The organism is Bradyrhizobium sp. USDA 4011, from assembly GCF_054063415.1.
The window spans coordinates 6406864-6427499 of the sequence record NZ_JBSSGG010000001.1; the positions used below are offsets into that span (position 1 = coordinate 6406864).

Sequence of the window (20636 nt, forward strand, 5' to 3'; positions counted from 1 at the left end):
GCGCCGCGGTTGGTCAGGGCCTGGGCGTCCGTCCGGGACAGCCGCGGAAGTTCACGCCTGGACCCTTCCTTCTTTCGCCGTCTTGCTGGAGGCAGGCGACCATCACAATCTAGCTATCCATGTTGCGGCGCGTCCGCTGAACCTCCGGCCGCAGGGCGCGACCGGAGGTTGACCCCAACAGGGCTTCGCGTCAGTGCCGCTTGCTGCTTATCGGCGCAGGGTCGTCAACTGCCTCATTGTCGGACGCGTTGCCGTCGGCTGCATTCTTTGCGCCCTTGGTCGACTTCCTGCCCGCTTTTGCGCCAGCGGCCCTGAGCTTAGGCGACGAGTCCTCATCATCGCTTATCCCGCTCTGTACGCTTGATCCTTCGCCTTTGCGAGCCTTGGCATCTGCGGCAAGGCTTTGCGCAATGACTGGGTAAGCAAGGAAAGCCGCAAGGCCGCATGCCAGTACAGAGGTCTTCACCAATTTCATTCACGTCTCCTGGATCGAGTTGCTTGACGGAGCGAGTTTGGCTCGACGCCGCGCCGCCCGCCTGCGCCGCTTGCGTCGCGTTAAGCGTACGTGCAGCGCGGCTTCATCTAATCTCTCTTGTGTGGTCATCGTTTAGGAGATTTGGGGTAAATTCGCGAAGTTGTTGTCTTACCTGTGGCGATACGACATTCGTATCGTCGTACCCTGCTCACGACTGGATGGACGAGTGCAAGATCTGCGCTGCTGAAGTGGCCGGAGTCCCCGGCGGGGGAGATAGACGCGCGCGACTGGCGGCTTTGAAGTTCTCACGTCTGGAGTCTTCTAACGGCAGGCACCGCTTTCGTCGTCGAGCTTGTCAGCATCCTGTAAGCTAAGCTGGGCAGTCTACCGCACCCCGAAAGCCAGCTTTGGCGGTTCTCAACGGGAGATTAGGTATGGACTCTATCGAGCGAGCTTTGTCTGCACGCTATGCCAACAATCACCGAAAATGAGTATGAAAGCCTTTCCATCAGCCGATCCAACGGATTTCGCCAGCAAACTGTCGCGACGCGAAGATTCGGATCATCGAATGCGGGCGACAATTCGCTGGGCAGTATGTCGCAGGAGTTTCGTGCGGTGCTGGCCAGGATTGAACGTCGCCGGGAGTCTCGCTCGTCCTTATCGTGAGTCTGCGTTGCGCGGTGGTCCTCGCTTTGTGCGAGAGCCGTCGCAGAGCCGCCCTACTGACGGCCTTACGGGGATCGTCGACCGCAACGGATTTAGATAGCTCGGGCGGTATTGCCTCCGAGGGCGGATATTAACGAATATCGGCAGTGGTGCCTTGCGCGGTTGGACGTCGGCAGGCAGGGAGCATCGGCGGAGCGGTTGGCGCTTGGGTTGCCCGACGATTGTCGCTTTGTGCGGCATGATAGCGCCTGTGAACCGACCGTTCCGGGTCAGCAGGCCGCCTCGTCATTTCCCGTCGAGCCTGTGCGTCATTAAGGGGCCCAGACCTGGGGCGTCGCCACGAGAGCGTCGACACTTTCGATAACTTCATCGAGAGCCGAGACGACACCACCGACAGCGCGGGTTTCACTGCTTCAGAGGAGGACCTGCGTCGCCGGCGCGCCATCCTCGAGTTGACTCGACCGGTGCCGCCCCGAGACAGAGTACGCAGCGACGACTCAACGGTACGCGAAGTCGCCCACGCATTCGCGATGCAGCGCGGCCATCAAGCCGAGCCGTCTGTCGTGGGACCGTTCCGCGAACTCGGCTTTCAGAATCAAGAAGCCGCCGGACCTTCGTCTTCCGCCGAGACTTCACGCCATCACCAGCGACTGGATCGCGCAACAACAGGGCCAATGAATGGCTCCGGGCATCTGGACTTCGGCCCTGTTGTCGGGCCGAACTGGGTCCATCGCGATCAACCGGCCCCTGCTTCCCTGATTCTTCAGTTACGTCAGCACGGCTCACTACCGAGTTAGAACCAGCGACAGACGACCATCAAGATCAATAGTGTGGCCTATACAGTCGTGCGGGGGCCGGAGGGGCGCGGGACATTCGCCTTTTCCGTAATCGGTATGTTCCGCCGCCGCAATCTGGCATCGTCACGCCGTGTGCATCCATGGACCGTAGGTCCCGGGTTCATTGCCGTCTCCCTCCGGGAGCGGGCTGTCGGCTCACGCTGAAACCCCGGCTTGCGCCGGGTTTTCACCCTTCGGGCTTCCATCCCTGACGGTAGCTGCGGCGGCGCGGAATGTCTTGGGCCTCGGGGCGGCCGTAAAAAGGGAGAGGCAGAGTGGGGTGGCCATGGCCATGACGGGTTGAGGGTCGGAGGAGAGTCTTCCGCGCCCGTCATGGAGATTGCTGCCATGAATACGCAGATTGTTGATGCCGGCCGCGTTGCGAGCGGCGGATACAAAGTGGATGTGAGTCGCGGCGAGCGCGTCGGTCGGGTGTCCTCGGAGTGGTTTTCCCGCCCGGCAGATCAGCGTTACCTGTCGCTCGATGAGCTGGCCCGCACGGTGCACGATCGGGCGAACCGCAGCCGGACGCGCGTGGTCGAAAGCGCGCTCATCCATGTCAACGCAAGCCGTGCCGACCCCGAGCGGCTGGCCTTGATGTTGCCCGGCTCCGACACCCCGGTGGCGCCGACGCATTGGAGCTTCGGTCAGCTCGCAAGCCAGGTTGGCGCTCCGGCCGCTTACCTGCGGCAGCTCCCTGCGTCACTCGCGGCCATCAACCTGCAATATGGCTTGAACGCCAATCGTCTCGAGCAGATCAAAACGCTCGAGACCGAGGATAGCCGTGTGGAGCTTCGCGCCGTCACCGGCCCCGATTATGGCCGGATCTACGACCACGAGCTGGTCGAGGCCGTCCAGCGCATTGCCGGCAATGGCACAGGCGATACAAGGTGGAAGGTGCCCGGTGTACTCGACTGGTCGAGCGGCATCTACGATCCCCGTGTCGACATTTCCAAGGCCACGACGACCCTGTATGCATCAGACAGGGACGTTTTCATCTTTCTGGTCGATGATCTGAATCCGATCGAAGCCGGTCGTCTTCGTGACGGCTCGCCCGACCTCTATTTCCGAGGCTTCTATTGTTGGAACTCGGAAGTTGGCGCGAAGACCCTCGGCATGGCGAGCTTCTATCTTCGTGCGGTTTGCCAGAATCGCAATCTGTGGGGCGTGGAAGATTTCGAGGAGATCACAATCCGCCATTCCAAATACGCAGCCGCACGCTTTGCTCACGAGGCAGCCCCGGCGTTGTCGAGCTTCGCCAACTCTTCACCCATGCCTTTCGTCACTGGCATCAAGGCCGCTCGCGAGCGGATCGTGGCACGCAGTGACGAGGATCGCACCGAGTTCTTGCGCCGCCGCGGCTTCTCCAAGGCCGAGACAGGCAAGGTGATAGACGCGGTGCTGGTGGAGGAGGGCCGCCCGCCTGAAAGCATCTTCGACTTCGTGCAGGGCATCACCGCCGTCGCGCGTGACAAGCCGCATCAAGATGTCCGCCTGGACATGGAGACCAAGGCCAAGAAGTTGCTCGACCGGGCGGCGTAATGTCAGCCAGGCCGGAGATCCTGGTCTCCGGCCTGGTACGCCTACCCTTTACGTTCAGGGATGATGGGCGCTGCTCTCTCGCCGTCATGTCCATCGCGGACTGACAGGACCGGACAGTTTAGAATTCTTGCGGGATCGAGACCCGCGCATGGGATTGCGACGACTACATCGGAATCTCTGGCTTCTCGCGTCGACACGATCGGCTGATTCATACAATCGCTGCCACGAACCCACTTCCGTGCGTTCAGCTTCGTGTTCGCCCCAACGTCTTGGCTCAGGGGCAGTCAACATAACCGCCTCTGCCACCGCCGGCGGCCATTTGAGCTTCATCCGATCCGCCATGTGACGGCGCGACCTGGTTTTTTCCGATAGCGCGGCACACGCCAACGAACGCCATTTGCCGCCGAAAGCCAGAGCGAGAGCTGGACAGGCTTGTCCGCGAACGGGTTGGAGGCCGAGAGAGAGGCTCCCGGCCGCCCGGTTCGGAGAAGCTGACATGGCAAGCGCCGTTTGGAAGATCAAGCCGTCGCCGTCGCGCGACATCCTCTTAAGCAAACTCAACTTGAGCCCTTCGTTGAGCGGGAGGGCGCGTGATGGTCTTTGATGTCTCAGAATTGGTACGCCGCCTCGCACGCGAGGCCGAGGGCGTATGCCGACACTATCTGTCCAATGGCAAGCGGGTGGGGCGGTACTGGGTGGTTGGCGACGTTCGCAATACGCCAGGACGCTCGTTGTTCGTACGGCTCCAGGAATCGACAAAGGGGCCCGCCGGAAAGTGGACCGATGCCGCCACCGGAGAACATGGGGACCTGCTCGACATCATCCGCGAAAGTATGGCTTTACGCGATTTTCGCAAGGTGACCGAGGAGGCGAGACGCTTTCTAACGCTACCTCGTTGCGAGCAGCAAGCCGCCCCGAAAGCCGACGGTCCAGCGGCGCGAGCCGGTTCGCCGCAAGCCGCCCGTCGCCTGTTTGCAATGTCCAGCTCCATCGACGGTACGGTGGTCGAAGCTTATTTGCGGCGTCGCGGAATAGTCAGTATCCACCATAGCGGCAGCTTGCGCTTCCATCCACGTTGCTACTATCGACCGGACGAGCATTTGCCGATGGAAACATGGCCAGCGATGATAGCAAGCGTCACGAATCTTGATGGGCGGATATGCGGCGTGCATCGCACCTGGCTCGATCCGGACGGCTTTGATCGCATCCGGCTCGGCAAGGCTCCCATCGACACCCCACGGCGCGCCATGGGCGACTTGCTCGGTAACGCTGTTCGTTTCGGCCTGGTGGATGATGTGCTCGCTGCCGGCGAGGGCATCGAGACCATGCTGTCGCTGCGCTGCGTCCTGCCGACCTTGCCGATGGCTGCTGCGCTTTCGGCCAATCATCTCTCAGCCATGTTGCTGCCGGCTGGCTTGCGTCGGCTCTATATCGCCCGTGACGCCGATGCCGCCGGAGACGCCGTACAAGCCATCCTTACCCGGCGCGCGGAGGACGCCGGCGTTGAAGCGATCTCGCTGTTGCCTCGGCTCGGCGACTTCAATGAAGATCTGCATGTCTTCGGCCTTGAGGTTCTCCGGGCAGCGTTGCGGCTTCAACTTGTTCCTGACGATGCCGCCCGCTTCCTGCGCTCGTCCACGATCGAGGCCGGGTAGTCGCGGTAATTCGACCGATGGCGAAAGATCGGTCATAGCCGAACCCAATTGGCGGAGAGGACGCGACCTTCGGCCTTCTAGCGGGCGATCGGACGGCAAGCGGCCCGGGCCGGCAATGGCTGCGTCCGGCCATTTTCCGCCACGCGCAGGCAATGAGAAGACACGATCGCGATTTGGCGAGCGCGCTTTGCATCGCGAAGCAAAATAGCCGGTCTTCGCCATCCTCCGCTGCCGCTTCGGCCCTTCGCTTCCGCCCACGCCCTGCGGGCCTGGGCGGACAAGCCGCTCCGGGTTCTGGCCCGTTCCGCCCGCCGTCTGAGTGATCGCCACGAAGGCCGCGATGGGCGCGGCCGCTCCGCCAAAAGGATCTCTTGCGATGACCGACCACGACGACATCGAACCGACGCATGCCCCGTCTCCGAGCGAACACGTCCTCACCGAATTGCAGCTCTTCGGCTATCGCCCCTTCGACGACCAGCCAGATCCAAGACCTCTTCCCGAGAGCCGGATGATCGCCGGTACCATCGTCGATATGTTCGACGTGCTGGTCGCCACGCTGAGCAATACGCGGCTTGAACCCGATCTCAGCGAACTCCTCTGGTCAACCGTCAACCTGTTCCACCGGGCCGTCGATCGTATCGAACGCCAGCTCGACGACAATGAACAAGCGCAGCACAAAAGCCAGCGGGAGCAGAATGGGTCAGAGGTGCGATCGGTCGAGCTCGAGCGCCTGACGGCGGAGGGCATCACCCTGATCGAGCGCCGAAATTGCCTGGAACTCTTCCGCGACCAGGCGATGGAGCAGTTTGAGGTTCACACCGGCTCGTCCTGGCGTCCTCGGTCGGGCTCGCTGGTGAGCCACCGCACGCTCACGGCAGCCATGATCGACTCCCGCGACTTCATCGCCGCCAAGCGCCGCTTCCAGACCGAGGTCATGTTGCCGTCAGGACCGAAGATCGCACTCACCGGCGGGCTCGACTTCAACGACCACCGCCTCATCTGGGATCGCCTCGACAAGGTTCACGCCAAGCATCCCGACATGGTCCTGCTCCATGGCGGCTCACCCAAAGGGGCCGAACTGATCGCTTCCAAATGGGCGACGAGCCGCAAGGTGACCCAGATCGCATTCAAGCCCGACTGGACGAAGCACGCCAAGGCAGCACCCTTCAAGCGCAATGATGCCATGCTTGGACTCTTGCCGATCGGCGTCATGCATTTTCCGGGTACGGGAATCCAGGACAACCTCGCCGACAAGGCGAGGCGTTTCGGCATCCCCGTCTGGAAATTCGGCGGCGCGTGAGCGCCGTCTTTTCCAAACTATCGAGCGGAGCTGGACGCCTGTCACTCCGGCGCGTCCAGCTTTGGCTCCAAAGTCGCGGCTTGTGACGATGGTGGAAGACGCCTTCCTAATCCATCCGAATGAAGCCGCCACCATGCTCGCGCCTGGTCTTGTTCTTACCACACCACGCATTGGCTTGTTATGCCGGGCGGCCTTAGTGCGGTCAGTGGCGGCCTGGCCTTTTCCGTCGCACCTGGTGCTCACGCTTGCGCGGATCGGGCTGCTGACGCGTTTTGCGTTGGCGGCGCGACATGGACGCAGGTGACTGTTCCTGCTTGCGAAGACCCGCCTGTTGGAGCCGGCTGAACTGGTGGGGCAACAGTCTCAACCTTTCTCATGGCCACAACGCGCGAATGATGATCCATCGCCACCTTCCTCATCGAACAGGTTGCGCAGGATTGCCATATTGAACGGGGGGCAAGTGACTGGAGTGAGAGATATCGCGGCCCTCTTCGGAACGCTTCGAACATGCTGCGCCGATCTCGGCCCGGCCCACCTCGTGGCTTGGCACGGTCAGTCGTTCTCGATTGTTCTCTCATCACGACATCGCCCTTTGCGGCAGGTTGTTTCTCTTTGTTCGCCGAGTCGTTCCAACCTCTTGTGCAGCCCAACCGAGATTTGCCAAGTCTTCTCCCGAGCCTGCGATCCAGCCCGCGGACGCACGTGGCCTCTTAGATGGCTTGATCTGGCCGAAGACCGGCTCCGCCTCGATCGTCTGAGCCGCAACGCCGTTGATGCGACTTTCTTCCCCTGGGCTTCGCCCATTCCTCGCGAGCCAAGAAAGTCGCCACAACGGCGTCCTCCGCTGCGCTCCGGCCCGCCAGGGGTGCGTCGCCGATCGTCCTCGGCCTTTAGATCGCCATCGAGGCCGCGGTGGTCGCGGGCTCGAAACACAACAGGAGAAGTGACATGGCTAACATCGGTTCTTTCAAGAAGGTGGGCAACGATTTCCAGGGCGAGATTGTCACCCTGAGCCTGCAAGCCAAGGGCGTCCGTATCGTCGCCGAGACCAACCGCTCCAACGACAACGCTCCGAGCCACCGCATCTACGTGGGCCGGGCCGAGATCGGGGCCGGCTGGTCCAAGCGCTCCAACGAGGGTCGCGACTATCTGAGCCTCAAGCTCGACGATCCGAGCTTCACCGCTCCGATCTTTGCCAACCTCTTCGCCGACGAGGAAGGCGATGGCTTCAGCCTGATCTGGTCCCGTCCCAGCCGTCGCAACGGCGACTGACCCGATCCACGATGCCTCGCCCGGCTGGTCCGGGCGGGGCATTACCCTGCGCAGGGGGGCGGCCGCGATCTTGCGGCAGCGTCGCACCACGACCATGCGAGCTTCGCCGGACGGACGTACCAATCCCCTCAAGGAACTCTAGTCGTAAGTACCCGAGGGCGCGTCGTCGTGCTTGAGGTGTCGCTTTCGGACATTGTAACTCACCAGCCAGATGACGCCGACCGCGATCGGCACGAAGGTTGCGGTCAGGAACGAGGGCTCTACTCGCAGTCCGACATCATGCGCGCCCTTGGCAAGATAGCTAAACAGGCTGACCACATAATATCCTATCGCCGCGACCGACAATCCTTCGACCGTGCACTGCAGCCGAAGTTGCTGTCTCGCGCGCTCGTTGATGGCCTGCAACAGGTCACGATTCTGTCGTTCGATTTCGACGTCGACCCGAGTTCGCAACAGATCGGCGGCACGCGCGAGCTTGACCGAGAGAGTCGCCTGACGATCCTCCACGGTCGCGCAGGTTCGCATCGCCGGCGCCATGCGGCGCGCCAGAAACGACGACCAGGTTGGATAGCCCGAGACATCGTTGCCCTCAATGATGGACAGTCGCGATTGGACCAGCTCGTTATAGGCCCTGCTGGCGCCGAAGCGAAACAGGCTGCCGGTCGCGCCTCTTTCGAAAGATGCGGCCAGCGCCGTCAGCTCGGCAAGCAGATGGTTGTTGAACTGCAGCCCTTCACCGCTTTGCATTTTCTCGAGTGCCTCGACAAGACGCCGGTCGATGCGATCGACGGATGGTGCAAGCTCAAGGGCCGTCGACAGGCCAAGAAGCGCCAATGGACGGTAGGTCTCGATTTCCAGGAGCCGTTGCACCAACGCTCCGAGATCGTGCGACGTCAACCCGAGGTCGCAGACGAGGATTTTCGTGAAGCCTTTTTCGTCTACGCGGAAGTCTGAGGCCGCTACGCCTGCGCCGCTCTTTGTGGCAACCATGGCCAGGCTGTTCTTGTCAAAAATCTGTTCGGCCCGCCTGGTCGGCGAGGCGTCCTGCTCCACTTCTAGCCTGATCGCGACCAGCAACTGTCCGGTCTGACGCAACGCGCGGATCAGCGATCGGACGGTACCATCAACTTTGTCAAATTGGTCTGCGGCAGAACGATCTGCATTAGTCCAGATCCAGGTGAATGTTGTGAATTCCGAATGCTGCTCCCAGCGTAGCGTAGCGGGACCAATGACAATCTGATGAAGTTTCGCCGATTGCTCAGGCGGCGTAAGATTGCGCTCGAGGCAAAAATCGATAAAGCGGCAGCGATCGCTCGTGGCCGCTTCGCCCTGTGCAAGAAAAGCGAAGTGGATCACGCTGAAGGGCGAAACCAGGCGCGTGAAAGGGCGCGCGTGCACTTCGCCGAGCACAGCGTCGCGTTGCGGATGTCGCGTGAAGGTTCGCAGATCCAGTTCATCAATCATGTATTGACGCCTTGCTTCAGGGCGAGCAGGCAACCGTCAGCCTTGACGCGGGAGGCAATGGCGGTGCTGGGGGTTCCGCGGCCAGGTTGCTGATCGAGCCATGTCGGCGATCATTACCGAGGCCGCATTGATCGCGGGAAAGAGGTTTCGCGGGACGAGGGTTAGGCCAGGCAGATTGACATGGAGCAGCCTCATCCAGCTTTCGAATGAAGCCATTAACGGCATCTGCCGGGTACGGTCCGGTGTCGATGACGAAATGCCGGCGTCGCGGCTCAATAAGTGTAGCGGCGCGCCGGCAAGCCGTTCCGCGACCTTGACGGTGGCCCACCGCACCGTCCGACGAATGCTTGGATCTACACGGACATGGTTGTCTGTCTCCGAATCCCACCGACATCGCCCACCACCGAAGGGGTGCCGCGTGAAAGTGAACATGCGCCGGCCCTCTTCTGAACGCAATTTTCCGGTCGCATGACCGATGCCGCGCGAGGTCGTGGCAAGCAGGAACGTCTTGCGTTCTCCCAGCGTGGTGCAGACAAACGACCTCGGGTGCGGCAACCGCATTGTCGATTGACGGATCGAGGCCCAAACGCGACTCCCATCTTGTTGCCGTCGTTAAACTTCCTGGCGCAGAGAGCCGGTGCAGGATTTGGGCCAGCACTATTCAAGGGGCGCTCCGGCGTCGTTTTTACGCAATGTGGCTTTCGAAGACAGTCGGAGGCGGGTTTCAGACATGAAGCGCGCTTGTATTCCGACAGAATGCGCACGTGGCACAGGCCGCAGGGAATTGCGTGTTTTCGGCCAGGTGATCGCTCGCCCGGCCGCTGCCATTGTTTGAGTGGCCACGCTCTGGCCGGATTTGTCGATGCGGAGCCCTGCGAGTGACCGCGCCCGGACCCGCGGGGCAACGGTTCGGCGATGGGCTGATAACGTCACGTCGAGTGAGGTTGACTGAATCACGCAGCTGGAGCTCTCGCCGTCCTCGTCTTTGATGCGTCACTCAGAGCAGCGCAAGCATCGCGGCTTGAATGTCGCAGGGAGGCAGATAAGTGGCGATTGTTGTGAGCGATCGACCAAATCGCGGGGGACCACAGATACGGCCGGCGACCATCGTGAGCGGGGCGTGGGGCCGAGGGCGTGATCGCGGAATCATAAATCTGCGCCTGGCAGCACAAAGAGCCAATCACCACTGAATTCGTTGGGCCGGCTTCTCAGCGGGACTCGGCGTCGCCGCGTTGTCCTTGATGTCAGCTCTGTTTGGATCGAGCGCACGAAACGACCTCTTCGATCGATGGATCTGCCCGAAGGACGGCTGTGCCTCGACCGACCAATGCGAAGTCATCGGCCTACAACCTGTGCTAGAGGTTGGCCGGCTAAGCGTCCGACCGAGAACGTTTCGTAATCAAGAACGACTTCCGGAGGAAGAGTCCCGACGAAGTCTGATACACGTTGGCTTCTCTGCAGCCGCGCCCACAATTTGGGTCGGTGTTCGTCAAAGTTCGCAAGAAGCCAATGACCTTCAGCAATGGGTCTATGGCAGCCACCTCTGGAAGCAGAATGGCTGCTGCCGGGAGCATTGGACAAACTGCCTATTGTTCGGCGAGGAGCTCGTCGAGCGCTTCAGTGAGTTTGTCAACATCAACGTTATTGTCGCACGAATCGGTCGAGATGCTTGTTACACTCTCGGCATCGCTGTCCTTGGTGTCCCGAGCTTTAGAAAGATACAGTGCAGGTTTATCTGCGCGTTGCCATTCACCGTCACCATTCTTAGTCCACTTTTCGGGATGCTGGGCAGGGTCAAGAACCATGTTCGCTTGATCCACCTCAACAAAACCCATCGCCGCGAGACGGGATTGCGCTTCTAGGCTGACTGGAGTGGAATTGATCAATGGTCGTTCGCCATCGAGCCGAAGCTGATGTTCCAGCAGAATATCACCTGCGTTGTCGACGAGCGGATGAGTAACCCGAAGAACTGTGGTGGACGTGATGTCAGTTCGCCCGGGAAACAGTTCCCGCCACTTTTCGCCTTCGAACACCTCACTCATGCGAAATCCGGATTCTGTTCTTAGAAGCCCGACGCTTTCGTTGCCCAACTCATAGCTAAAATATCGGGCGTCGTCGGTATGTCTTCTGGCTGTACCGGTGCCCTCAGCCAGACTTGCTGTGCGCGCAGCTTTTGAGGATACGAAAGGCGAGTACTCTTGTGGGTTCGCCGCGATATGCTTGATTTCAGCGCCATGAAAATCCTTCATCTTTTGCTTGTATTGAAACCTTGTGATCTCAATCACAGGAGTTCGGCGAACTAGGGAGTACGACGGTGCTACCGCCGAAGACGAACTAGCGTTCGAATTCGGTGTCGACTGAATGCCTGCAAGCACGTCCGCAAACCTGTGGGTTCCTGTATCAGGTCGCATGTCGCTGTTTGCTGAGTGCCTGATTTCATCAACATCCTGTGCATGCGAGAGAGATTCGCTACCCGACGTGCTGATAGTTCGGTTATGCATCGCAAGTCGTACTCTTGTCGGCGACATTTTTGTCGCATGGAGTTCAGGCTGAAGAATGTTAGACAGCCAAGCTGTCAAAAAGCTGACGCGCGGGTGCCGGGCGACTGGTCCGCGCTTTCGCGCAAACCGTCGGCGGCATCAGCGGTGCAAGTGGAAGCCCGGTGACTTGCGTCGGTGCTCGTCCTATACTCGTTATACTATTGCGCTAAGCCCTACAGGAGTGAACGAAAGCGTAGACCGGCCCTGAGGTTCACTCAACCTGATATCTATCCCGATACACGCTGACACATGATCCTTGTCGAGGGATTGAGGGCATTTCGTATGGTCGATTCCGAATTGGCTGCCCAGTTGCGAGCGGTTCTGGACGAAGTGTGCGAAGATGTATCGCGTCACGAGAATGGCGCTCGAACTCATGTCGCCTGCAAACTCCTGGAAGCCGCCAGCCGCGGAGAGACGTCGGTCGATGCTCTCAGGAAAATTGGCCGAGCGGCATTGGCCAGTGCACCTACGATGTGGCGTTAGGACGCAATCGGCTGGGGAGACCTGCGCAGAGTTCCATGAAGGCGTCCGCTCGGCGGGTAAGCGATCACAGGTGCGGTTCGTACGTTTCGTGCAGACATCGCGCTTTGACTCATTGCCCGTCGGGCTAGACTACACTGGTCGCTGCGCGGTCTGTTGACGCAAACAGGTTGTTCTGAGGTTGATCGTGCTATCGGAAAGAATCCATGGCGGGGGTCAAAAGACCGTATGCGGTTCCTTCCGTTCATAGTTGTTGTCACCTTTTCCGTCCTGGTCGGCCTCGCATCGGGAGCGACCGCAGCCGCACGAAACCGCGCGAAGCACATAGCGCCGCCCCCGCCAGACCTTTACTGTCTGCAAGGGCGCAGCTGGGGCTATCCAGGCAATTGCCAGTTCTCAACCTATAGACAGTGCCAGGCCACTGCATCGGGCACGTACGCACATTGCGCTATCAATCCCACCTATGCTTTCGAGCATGGGTGGCGCCCGCGCTGATGGCAATCCTTTTCCAATCTGCGTCAACTCAGCCGCGCCAAGGGCGCGTCGGTCGTCGGCTGCTCGATTGCAGCGCGCATTGTCCCGAGCGCGGAGAGGATATCAAGGATTGATCGCCGCATGGCCATCGAAACTCAGGGCTGAGATCTCGCGTGCTGGCGGCAACTTATTTTTATTGATTGGCATGCCAGTCGTGAGGCCCGCCAAACACCAGCGCGGCAATCAGCGCAGATTGCGGTCTGCCGGCAGGTTGCGCCCCAGGGTAAGAGAGCTGCAGTGCGATTTTGACACGTTGAAAATCGTTGGCACCTTTGCCGAAAGATCGCCCCTTTTAGTGGCTGGCGTGCCGTGCAGCAGGACAGCGAACCGCGAGGCACGCAAAGAGAAAGTCGTCGGAGCACGCGCCCCCAACCGCGGAATGCGCGCGGCCGCCATCCCTTCGTCAGGCCCGATCGATCTCGCACCCAGCCGTTCTATTCGGCGGTGCTGAGACTTTCCGCATGCGAGTAAGCTCTGATTTGCGATCCGATAAAACAATGGTTCTGTACGAAACGAACGGAGTTCGTCTTCAATTTTAACCGGTCCAAGCCTCAACAATGAATCCGGCGCGCCGTGAGGTGTCGCGAGGCGGTTGGTACAATCAAGAGTTTATCTTTTGTCAAAGATTTGCCGCGACCTTCCAGAGCTGGCGCCAACGCTACAACCAGTCCTGCAGGGTCCCGGAATGAGGGCATATCTGAACTCCTGGCTTTCGAAGCTCCTAGCCGGAGATTTGGCGGCATTTGGCGGGCCGGTCACCGATGAAGCGGTTGCAGGCTACATTCGTGCCGAGCAGATCTCCCTCGTGCTTGGTTATTCGCTGGGCATCATGCTGGCCAACGCCTGCAATGCGACCGTGCTCGCAATTGCGCTTTGGCATTCGCCCGACAGAAACTTTGCCCTGATCTGGGCGGCGATTGTCGTCTGCGGCGCGCTATCGATAGGCCTGAAAGCGCGTTCATCACGACTGATGACGAAGCCTCAGTTCGTGTCGCGCCAGGCCATGCACCGGCTGGTACGGAATGCGCTGGTTCTCGGAACCGCCTGGGCAATTGTGCCGGTGGCTTTCTTCGCGAACGCCTCCAATGGCGGGCAGCTCGTCATTACATGTCTCTGCTCTGGAATGCTTGCAGGTGGCGCATTCGCCTTCGCCACGATTCCGGTGGCGGCAGTCGCGTTCACGGCTCCGATCTTTGTGGGTACGGCAATTTGCCTCGGCAGAAACGACGATTTCGCCTATCTGCTCGTCGCTATCCTGGTCGTGGCCTATGGCTTCGTGCTCCTGCGCGGCGTTTTCGCCCATTCCTTCGAATTTACCAGACGCGCCATTGCTCAACTGGAGGCCGAAAGGAGGGGCCGACGGGATACCCTGACCCAACTTCCGAACCGTTTTGCCTTCAATGAGAGCCTAGAAGATGCCCTCAACAGGCTCGCCCGCACGGGCGAGGAATTCGCGGTTCTTCTTCTCGACCTCGATCGCTTCAAGGACGTGAACGACAAATTCGGCCACCTCGCTGGCGATGAATTTCTCGTGCAGGCGGCGGTGAGACTACAGCGATGCGTACGGCAGACCGATACCGTTGCGCGCATCGGCGGTGATGAATTTGCGCTTGTTATGACCAATCTGACCAAGGTGGAGGACGCCTTGGAAGTCGCCGAGCGGTTTGTCGGCGCCTTCGCCGAACCATTCGCGATCGAAAAATGCGAGATCGCGGGGGCGACCAGCGTCGGAATCGCAGTGGCCCCGCGCGACGGCGACGTACCTCATGTGCTCCTGAGGAATGCCGACATTGCGCTCTATCGTGCCAAGCAAGCGGGGCCGGGAACGATCTGCTTCTTTGAGATCAACGACGACAAATCAGCGCACGAGCGCAGGGCGCTGCAGCGGGATCTGGAGCTCGCGATCGACAGAGACGAACTGTTCCTCCTCTATCAACCGTTCTTTGATATTCACGCGAACCGGGTCACCGGCTTTGAGGCGTTGCTCCGCTGGCGGCATCCCGTCCGTGGAATAATTTCCCCGACTGAGTTCATCCCAATCGCCGAAGAAATCGGACTGATCCACGGAATCGGTGAGTGGGTGGTCCGACGCGCCTGCGCGACGCTATCGAACTGGCCGTCGGACCTCAGGGTCGCCGTGAATTTCTCGGCGGCTCAATTCCATAACACCAGCATCCTGCAGACAATCGTGCAGGCTCTCTCCCAAGCCAGAGTTGCTCCTCATCGTCTCGAAATCGAAATAACCGAGTCGATGCTGATCTCGAAGTACGCGCCGGCGTCATCGATCCTGACGTCACTCCTGCAATTGGGAGTGACGGTGGCACTTGACGATTTCGGAACGGGATATTCGTCGCTGACTTATTTGCTGAAACTGCCTTACACTCGCATCAAGATCGATCAGTCTTTCATACGGGACATGCTGAGGCGACCGGATAATGCGGCGATCGTAAAATCGATCATCGCACTGACGCGGGACCTGCGGATCGGCGTGGTCGCCGAAGGCGTCGAAACAACCGAGCAACTCGACTATTTGCGTCAAACCAATTGTGATGAAGTGCAAGGATATCTCATCGGTCGCCCGGTCGCGGAGGATCACATTTTCGCTCTGCTCCATCAAGACAAGCAATGGTCGACGCCCGCCGCTTGAATGACGTGGTCGCTGCGTTATGCCGATAGTGGTGAACATCCGCATCCCGAGGTGGAGTAGACGCTTGGCCTGCTGTAGTCTTCTCGAAGATTTGCGAAGCACTGCAGCACCGGCCGCATCACCCCACGAATTGCTGTGCAAGCAGCGCTAATCAAGGCTCCCCCATTTTGACTGTGGATTAGTATTGTCTGATTAGAGCGATGCCACGAACATCACGCGGTCGACCCTTCCGGTGCAGAGGTCGTTGCAGACAACCTGGTCATTCGCAAGCCATTCGGACTTGATGAACTCGCCAGCCGTTTCAAGTCAACTTCGTTGAAGGTCAACGAGGGATTCCGTGCAGATAGGCGATCATGGTCATCAGCGCGTGGCGATGAAGACCTTGCCAGGATCGTCCCTCGAAGTGATCAAGTTTGAGTTCTTCTTTCAGCTGCTGATGGGCCTGTTCGCAAATCCATCGTGCCTTGATGGTGGCGGCTAGTGTCCGCAGATCTGTCGCGGGCAGGTTGGCGCGATAGTATTTTTTGTCCCCGGACGCGCGTTGCTGGTCGATGAGCCAAGCTTCGTCGCCTGGCAGATGCTGTTGACCCTTGTCCCATATTCGCTGAGGAGGTTCGTCGGCGGTGCGCACACGGACAGCAGCAAATCGGGCTTTCAACCGACCTTTGGTCCCGCTGCTCAACTCGCAGTTTTCCACTTGGTGGTCAGCATGTCTTCGGCCGCGATCGATAGAATATCTGGCACGTGGCGCTTATACGAATTCGGCTGGTCAGCAATGGCAAGCTTGAAGTATCAACAATTTGAAGTCGCTAATGATCAAATGTGCCGCTATCAGTTGATAAATAGGCCTCCCGTCGTTCGTAGCGCCACACATTCTATTCTTGATCGAAACGACCGCTCTGTGGTTGACTGTCCGCAGTCCTAGGACGGCGGACGACGGCGAATTTACATGAAAAGTCAAGACCTTGTTATATTGTTGAAGCTCGTGAGCCTCGAGCAGGCCAAAAATGAGGACAATGCGCATCCCGGAGAGGTTGCCCATCACGATGACCCGTACTCAGTACGCGGGTTGGAATCGGCCCTGGGTATCAGCAAGACAGAGGTTAATGCCTCGATCAAGCGGAGCGTTTCGTCGGGACTTGCAGTCAAAGATCGGGAAGCCGGTCAGGCCAAGCCCAACCGCCGCAATCTCTATAATTTCGTCGTGCACGGACTAAAGTTCGTTTTCCCGGCAAAACCGGGTGCGATGACCCGGGGCATCCCCACCGCCTTTGCGGCCGCCCCACTCAAGAACCTTCTGATCAGCGCTGGCGAGTACATCTACGTTTGGCCGTACGCCAAAGGCAAAGACATGGGGCAGGCGGTAGACCCGCTGTTCAAAAGCGTGCCACAAGCCATCCAAAAAGACGATCGCCTGTATGAGTATCTCGCCCTTATTGATGGTGTCAGGCTTGGAAATCAAAGGGAGGCTGGGCTCGCGGCCGAGCGTCTATCGGAAAGGCTTCTCAAGAAATGACCACCATCAAAGGCCAATTGCTTCACATGTTGGAAACGGTCGCGCAGTCTCTGGGAGACGAACTGCGCGAGCGGCTCGTGTTTGTCGGCGGTGCACAACAGCCCTTTTCATTACTGATGAGATCGTGCTCGAAGGGGTTCGGGCAACCGATGACGTGGATCTCATCGTTGATCTCGTTGGACATGCGCAATGGGCTCAACTGCAAGACCAGTTGCGTCAGAAGGGGTTCGTGGAATCTCCCGAAGACGAGGTCATTTGCCGCATGAGGCTCGGCGACCTCCAAGTCGATTTCATGCCGGATGATCAAAGCATTCTCGGCTTTAGCAATCGCTGGTACGCCAAAGGCATCGAAACGCCCGAACTGTTCGTGGCGACAAAGTTGGAAGCATATCTCGGCCGCGGCAACGATGATCTCTTAGGCAGCCGTGACATCGAGGACATCCTTCTCGTCGTTGACGGTCGAGAGGAACTCGTGGCTGAAATCCAAAACGCAGACGATGATATTCGTTGCTACATTGCAGAGAAGTTCAAAGCGCTCTTAGGTCATGAGGATTTTGATTATTTTCTCGATGGCAATATCAAGGGACCTGAAGGCCGGGTCCATATTGTGCGAGAGCGGTTTGTCGCCATAAGCCAGAGCGATGCTGGCGAGCGAGAGGGGAATGGAGATCAACTGGCGCAGTGAGCAAGGAAAGAGGACGCGCGATAGCCGCGAGGAGTCGGAGTGCGCGCCGATGCCGTGTTATGTCTCCTTCTCGACAGTTCAACCTCTGGCCCGACAAGCGGTGACCTTGCTCGCCAGATTATCCGCGATGTAGACTGGTACGTCGCGACAAACCAAGCCGCAACGGCAGAATGCCTCAGCGCGCAATTGCGCCGCACTCATCTCAGTTTATCTCGGCGATTTCCGCGGGACAGCGCGTGCTACGTGCTCGCCCATATACCGAACACAGGGACGGCGCTCGTTCTGCACGCTGACGATTGCTTGTTAGGAAGCCGCGAGCAAAACGGCGCGGTCCATTGGTTCACCAAGCCCCATACGCTGGCCAATCCGATGGGTGACGTTCCGTTTGACGAAATCGTCAGGAGTCCTGCCCGGAACCGACTGCCACGAAGCTTCCGAGCGAGGGAATTCATTCCGGCTGAGGTAAACAAAATCACAGCAGAGTCAGGCAAATCATTTGTTGCCGCAATCGACGGGTTTTGGGCGGAGTTGTCGGCGGGAGAGCAAGCCATGTTCTTGCAAGGGACGATGTGGCGATCGCAGCTGAAGGCGATGATCGAAGCACCCTTCAGATCGGATATCCATCGATTTTGAAAGCGCACGTCGAGGCCCACTTCGCCGAATAACGGTCAGACGGTAGACGCTCCCATAGCGGCAGCTCGCCCTCCGCAACGGGTCGCGGATGTCCGAGCGCCCGCCGCGCATTGCTGCCCGATGGCGTCCATCGAATCATCGCCGGAGCACTGCTCGACAAAACGCATTCCGACCGCGCTCAGAAGACACGGTTCCTCGCAATCGCATGATCCGAGGGGGCGGAGCCTCGCTCTGACAGATCGGCGGCCATTGAAAGGCTTCTGCGGCGAGTGCCTTCGATGGGGTATCGAAAATCACCGCATCATCTTCGGCATCCCCCTAAGCACCTCTACTCCGCGATCGTGGCAGTCGACGCGCGGCGAACCTCGTACGCGCTCCCAAGGAGCACGGAGCTTTTCAAATGTCCGATCCGAACACGGATAAGCCGCCGCGTTACTTACGCACGTCCGAAGCCGCGCGCTTCTTGAGTTTGTCCGGCCGCACCTTGGAGAAACACCGAACCTACGGAACCGGTCCCGAGTATCACAAGATTGGCGGACGCGTGGTCTATTCAGTAGCTGACCTGACTGCATGGGCCAAACTCGGCAAGAAGAAGTCAACCTCGGATCCTGGTGTCGGCACCGTACTGCCCGCAAAACGGCGTGCTCCAATTCCCTATGCGGGCAAAGAGCGGCGCTAGGCCATGTCCGTTAGCAAATCCTCAGCGCACCGCCGCCGGTGTCGCGGCGCACTTCAGATCCTTGTTCCCGGCGAGCTACGGGCTCCCGAGACCCGGCTTGAAATTGTCGGGAATGCTCGTCAGGATCGTGGTGGCCGCCTTGTGCTGCATAGCCCGCGTCAGTTCGTCGCCGCAATTGGGGATGCTCCCGATGCGACCGGTTTGTCCGGATTGATGGCGCCGTGGCGCCAATCCGAAATCGGCCCGGATGTTGGTCGATTTCCTAGATCGTCTCGGATCCAGCGACCCGTCGAACCCTGCGTGCAAGTCCATCCTTCGACTTCGTCGCCGACGGCTGGAATGCGCGGCGCGCTCCAGCCGCGAATCGTTGCGCGGCAACGTCGCCGTAGCGTGGCATGCAAGGGGGCACAACCCAGTACTGCTGCTAGCCATAAATACTTGGGCTTCTTCCTGGCGGACCAGGCCTCAATATTCATGGGAACTGACTGGCAACGTCAGGCCGCCAGGCCTGCTCACCTTCAGAAGAGGCCCACGCGCCTCGCTCAGCCCAAATCAAACCGTTCCCGATTCGAGCGTCAGGGCGCGGCGGCATGAACGATCTCACGGAAGTGGAAGTCTTGTGGCTCGAGAAGCGTATCGAAAACCGCATTCGGTTCGGTCGTGTTGTCAAGGAACGAAAGCTTGATCGTCACCGGCGTGTCCTATCATTTGCACCGGGCAGCATCTTTGCCTTCGTTCGTTGGACATCCAACGACTTTGGCACGATCATCTCGCGGATCGACATCTTGCGCGCGGTCGCACCGGGACAGCGCTGCTCGACCGTCCCCTATGTGAGGCCCGGCGGAGAGATCGTGCTGCGGCTCTCTGGCTGGCCGAAGGTCGAGCGCGTGTTGCAGATGATCGATGCCGTCGAGGCGCTTGGAATCGATCCGGCTGACGTCGCACCCGATCATTGGCATCACGTTCATAACCGTCTGTCCGTCAACGAAAACCCGCGTCCATACACCAAAACACGCCACCAGGCCTGGCTCCATCGTCGCAGAGTGATGCGATGACGAGCCGCCTGATGACGCTGACCACGACGTTTGCGGTGGCTGCCGCGCTCATCGCGACGATCGTCCTGGAGCCACTTCCACTCTACATTTGGAATGCATCGGCAAGCGTGCCAATCGGTCTCTACAGCATACGACCGACGAAGCGCTTCCATGTCACCGAGCTGGTCGCCGTTCAGCCGCCGGAGCCGCTTGCGACCCTCCTCGATTTGAACGGCTATCTGCCGGTCGGGATCCCCATGCTAAAGCGGGTCTTGGCACTGCCCGGGCAGACGGTCTGCAGAAGCGGGCTCACGATTTCGGTGGATGATGTTGCGGTGGGCGAGGCGAAGGACCGCGACGGACGCGGCCGGCCGCTGCCCAAATGGCAGGGCTGCCGCGTCGTCGGCGAGGGCGAGCTCTTTCTCATGAATTGGCAGTCGGACGACTCCATGGACGGCCGATATTTTGGCTTTCTTCCGGCGTCGGCGGTGATTGGCTGTGCGCTCCCGGTCTGGACCTGGGAGGAGTGACCGTGCGTGTTCTACGTGTTTATCCCGCCATTCCTCAGTTGGATCGGTTGCGGGACCATTCCTCAGTCCCAGCCGACGTTCGCAAGCCTGGCGGGCGCAGCGGTGGTCCAAATGATCAGCGCGAAGCGGCTCTACGCCTCACGGGCGC

At 59.6% G+C, this 20636-nt stretch carries 16 protein-coding genes and 1 pseudogene; 12 read left to right on the top strand and 5 right to left on the bottom strand.

What is annotated here, in order from left to right:
* Positions 1-190: 190 nt before the first annotated feature.
* Positions 191-475, bottom strand: a complete 285-nt coding sequence (locus ACVW1C_RS30195; RefSeq protein ID WP_456761398.1) for a hypothetical protein — start codon at positions 473-475, stop codon at positions 191-193.
* 1850 nt (positions 476-2325) lie between these two features.
* On the opposite strand from ACVW1C_RS30195, the gene ACVW1C_RS30200 reads away from it, so the two are divergent.
* The 4 genes from ACVW1C_RS30200 (at position 2326) to ACVW1C_RS30215 (ending at position 7746) form a co-directional block, all read left to right on the top strand.
* Positions 2326-3519 (top strand): DUF932 domain-containing protein, encoded by a 1194-nt coding sequence (locus tag ACVW1C_RS30200; RefSeq protein WP_456761399.1) that lies wholly within the window; start codon positions 2326-2328, stop codon positions 3517-3519.
* A gap of 593 nt (positions 3520-4112) precedes the next feature.
* On the top strand, positions 4113-5174 hold the full coding sequence (locus ACVW1C_RS30205; protein ID WP_456727918.1) for a DUF7146 domain-containing protein: 1062 nt from the start codon (positions 4113-4115) through the stop codon (positions 5172-5174).
* Positions 5175-5550: 376 nt separating this feature from the next.
* The gene (locus ACVW1C_RS30210) at positions 5551-6474 is read left to right on the top strand and encodes a DUF2493 domain-containing protein (RefSeq protein WP_456727917.1); all 924 of its coding nucleotides are present in this window, start codon (positions 5551-5553) and stop codon (positions 6472-6474) included.
* 948 nt (positions 6475-7422) lie between these two features.
* Positions 7423-7746: a DUF736 domain-containing protein gene (locus ACVW1C_RS30215; protein WP_456727916.1), complete on the top strand. Its 324-nt coding sequence runs from the start codon at positions 7423-7425 to the stop codon at positions 7744-7746.
* Between the two features lie 138 nt (positions 7747-7884).
* Here ACVW1C_RS30215 and ACVW1C_RS30220 read toward each other — a convergent pair whose 3' ends face one another.
* Entirely contained in the window at positions 7885-9210 is a 1326-nt protein-coding gene (locus ACVW1C_RS30220; protein WP_456727915.1) for a DUF3422 family protein, read from the bottom strand.
* 1586 nt (positions 9211-10796) lie between these two features.
* Entirely contained in the window at positions 10797-11459 is a 663-nt protein-coding gene (locus ACVW1C_RS30225) for an effector protein NopP (protein WP_456727914.1), read from the bottom strand.
* Between the two features lie 999 nt (positions 11460-12458).
* On the opposite strand from ACVW1C_RS30225, the gene ACVW1C_RS30230 reads away from it, so the two are divergent.
* Positions 12459-12725: a DUF3551 domain-containing protein gene (locus ACVW1C_RS30230; RefSeq protein WP_128970849.1), complete on the top strand. Its 267-nt coding sequence runs from the start codon at positions 12459-12461 to the stop codon at positions 12723-12725.
* Between the two features lie 724 nt (positions 12726-13449).
* Positions 13450-15411, top strand: a complete 1962-nt coding sequence (locus tag ACVW1C_RS30235; RefSeq protein ID WP_456761400.1) for a putative bifunctional diguanylate cyclase/phosphodiesterase — start codon at positions 13450-13452, stop codon at positions 15409-15411.
* Between the two features lie 322 nt (positions 15412-15733).
* Here the strand turns inward: ACVW1C_RS30235 and ACVW1C_RS30240 are convergent.
* A pseudogene (locus ACVW1C_RS30240) lies at positions 15734-16164 on the bottom strand (transposase); the annotation flags it as partial.
* A gap of 196 nt (positions 16165-16360) precedes the next feature.
* Between ACVW1C_RS30240 and ACVW1C_RS30245 the strand changes: the two are divergent.
* From ACVW1C_RS30245 to ACVW1C_RS30260, 4 genes are all read left to right on the top strand, one after another.
* A complete protein-coding gene (locus ACVW1C_RS30245; protein WP_456761401.1) occupies positions 16361-16927 on the top strand; it encodes a hypothetical protein in 567 nt (188 codons plus the stop codon).
* A 124-nt stretch (positions 16928-17051) separates the two neighbouring features.
* Positions 17052-17612 carry a hypothetical protein gene (locus ACVW1C_RS30250; protein WP_456761402.1) on the top strand — a complete coding sequence of 187 codons (561 nt, stop codon included), beginning with the start codon at positions 17052-17054 and terminating at the stop codon, positions 17610-17612.
* 39 nt (positions 17613-17651) lie between these two features.
* Complete coding sequence (locus ACVW1C_RS30255) at positions 17652-18245, top strand: hypothetical protein (RefSeq protein WP_456761403.1); 594 nt, start codon at positions 17652-17654, stop codon at positions 18243-18245.
* Between the two features lie 400 nt (positions 18246-18645).
* Positions 18646-18924: a helix-turn-helix transcriptional regulator gene (locus tag ACVW1C_RS30260; protein ID WP_083992262.1), complete on the top strand. Its 279-nt coding sequence runs from the start codon at positions 18646-18648 to the stop codon at positions 18922-18924.
* A 75-nt stretch (positions 18925-18999) separates the two neighbouring features.
* Here the strand turns inward: ACVW1C_RS30260 and ACVW1C_RS30265 are convergent, their stop codons facing one another.
* The gene (locus ACVW1C_RS30265; RefSeq protein WP_456749324.1) at positions 19000-19356 is read right to left on the bottom strand and encodes a transposase; all 357 of its coding nucleotides are present in this window, start codon (positions 19354-19356) and stop codon (positions 19000-19002) included.
* 158 nt (positions 19357-19514) lie between these two features.
* Here ACVW1C_RS30265 and ACVW1C_RS30270 point away from each other — a divergent pair, with 158 nt between their 5' ends.
* Together ACVW1C_RS30270 and ACVW1C_RS30275 are read left to right on the top strand one after the other, a co-directional pair.
* On the top strand, positions 19515-19979 hold the full coding sequence (locus ACVW1C_RS30270) for a DUF2840 domain-containing protein (protein WP_456724647.1): 465 nt from the start codon (positions 19515-19517) through the stop codon (positions 19977-19979).
* Positions 19976-20488 carry a S26 family signal peptidase gene (locus ACVW1C_RS30275; RefSeq protein ID WP_456761404.1) on the top strand — a complete coding sequence of 171 codons (513 nt, stop codon included), beginning with the start codon at positions 19976-19978 and terminating at the stop codon, positions 20486-20488. Before ACVW1C_RS30270 ends, ACVW1C_RS30275 begins: the two co-directional genes overlap by 4 nt.
* Positions 20489-20636: the final 148 nt, after the last annotated feature.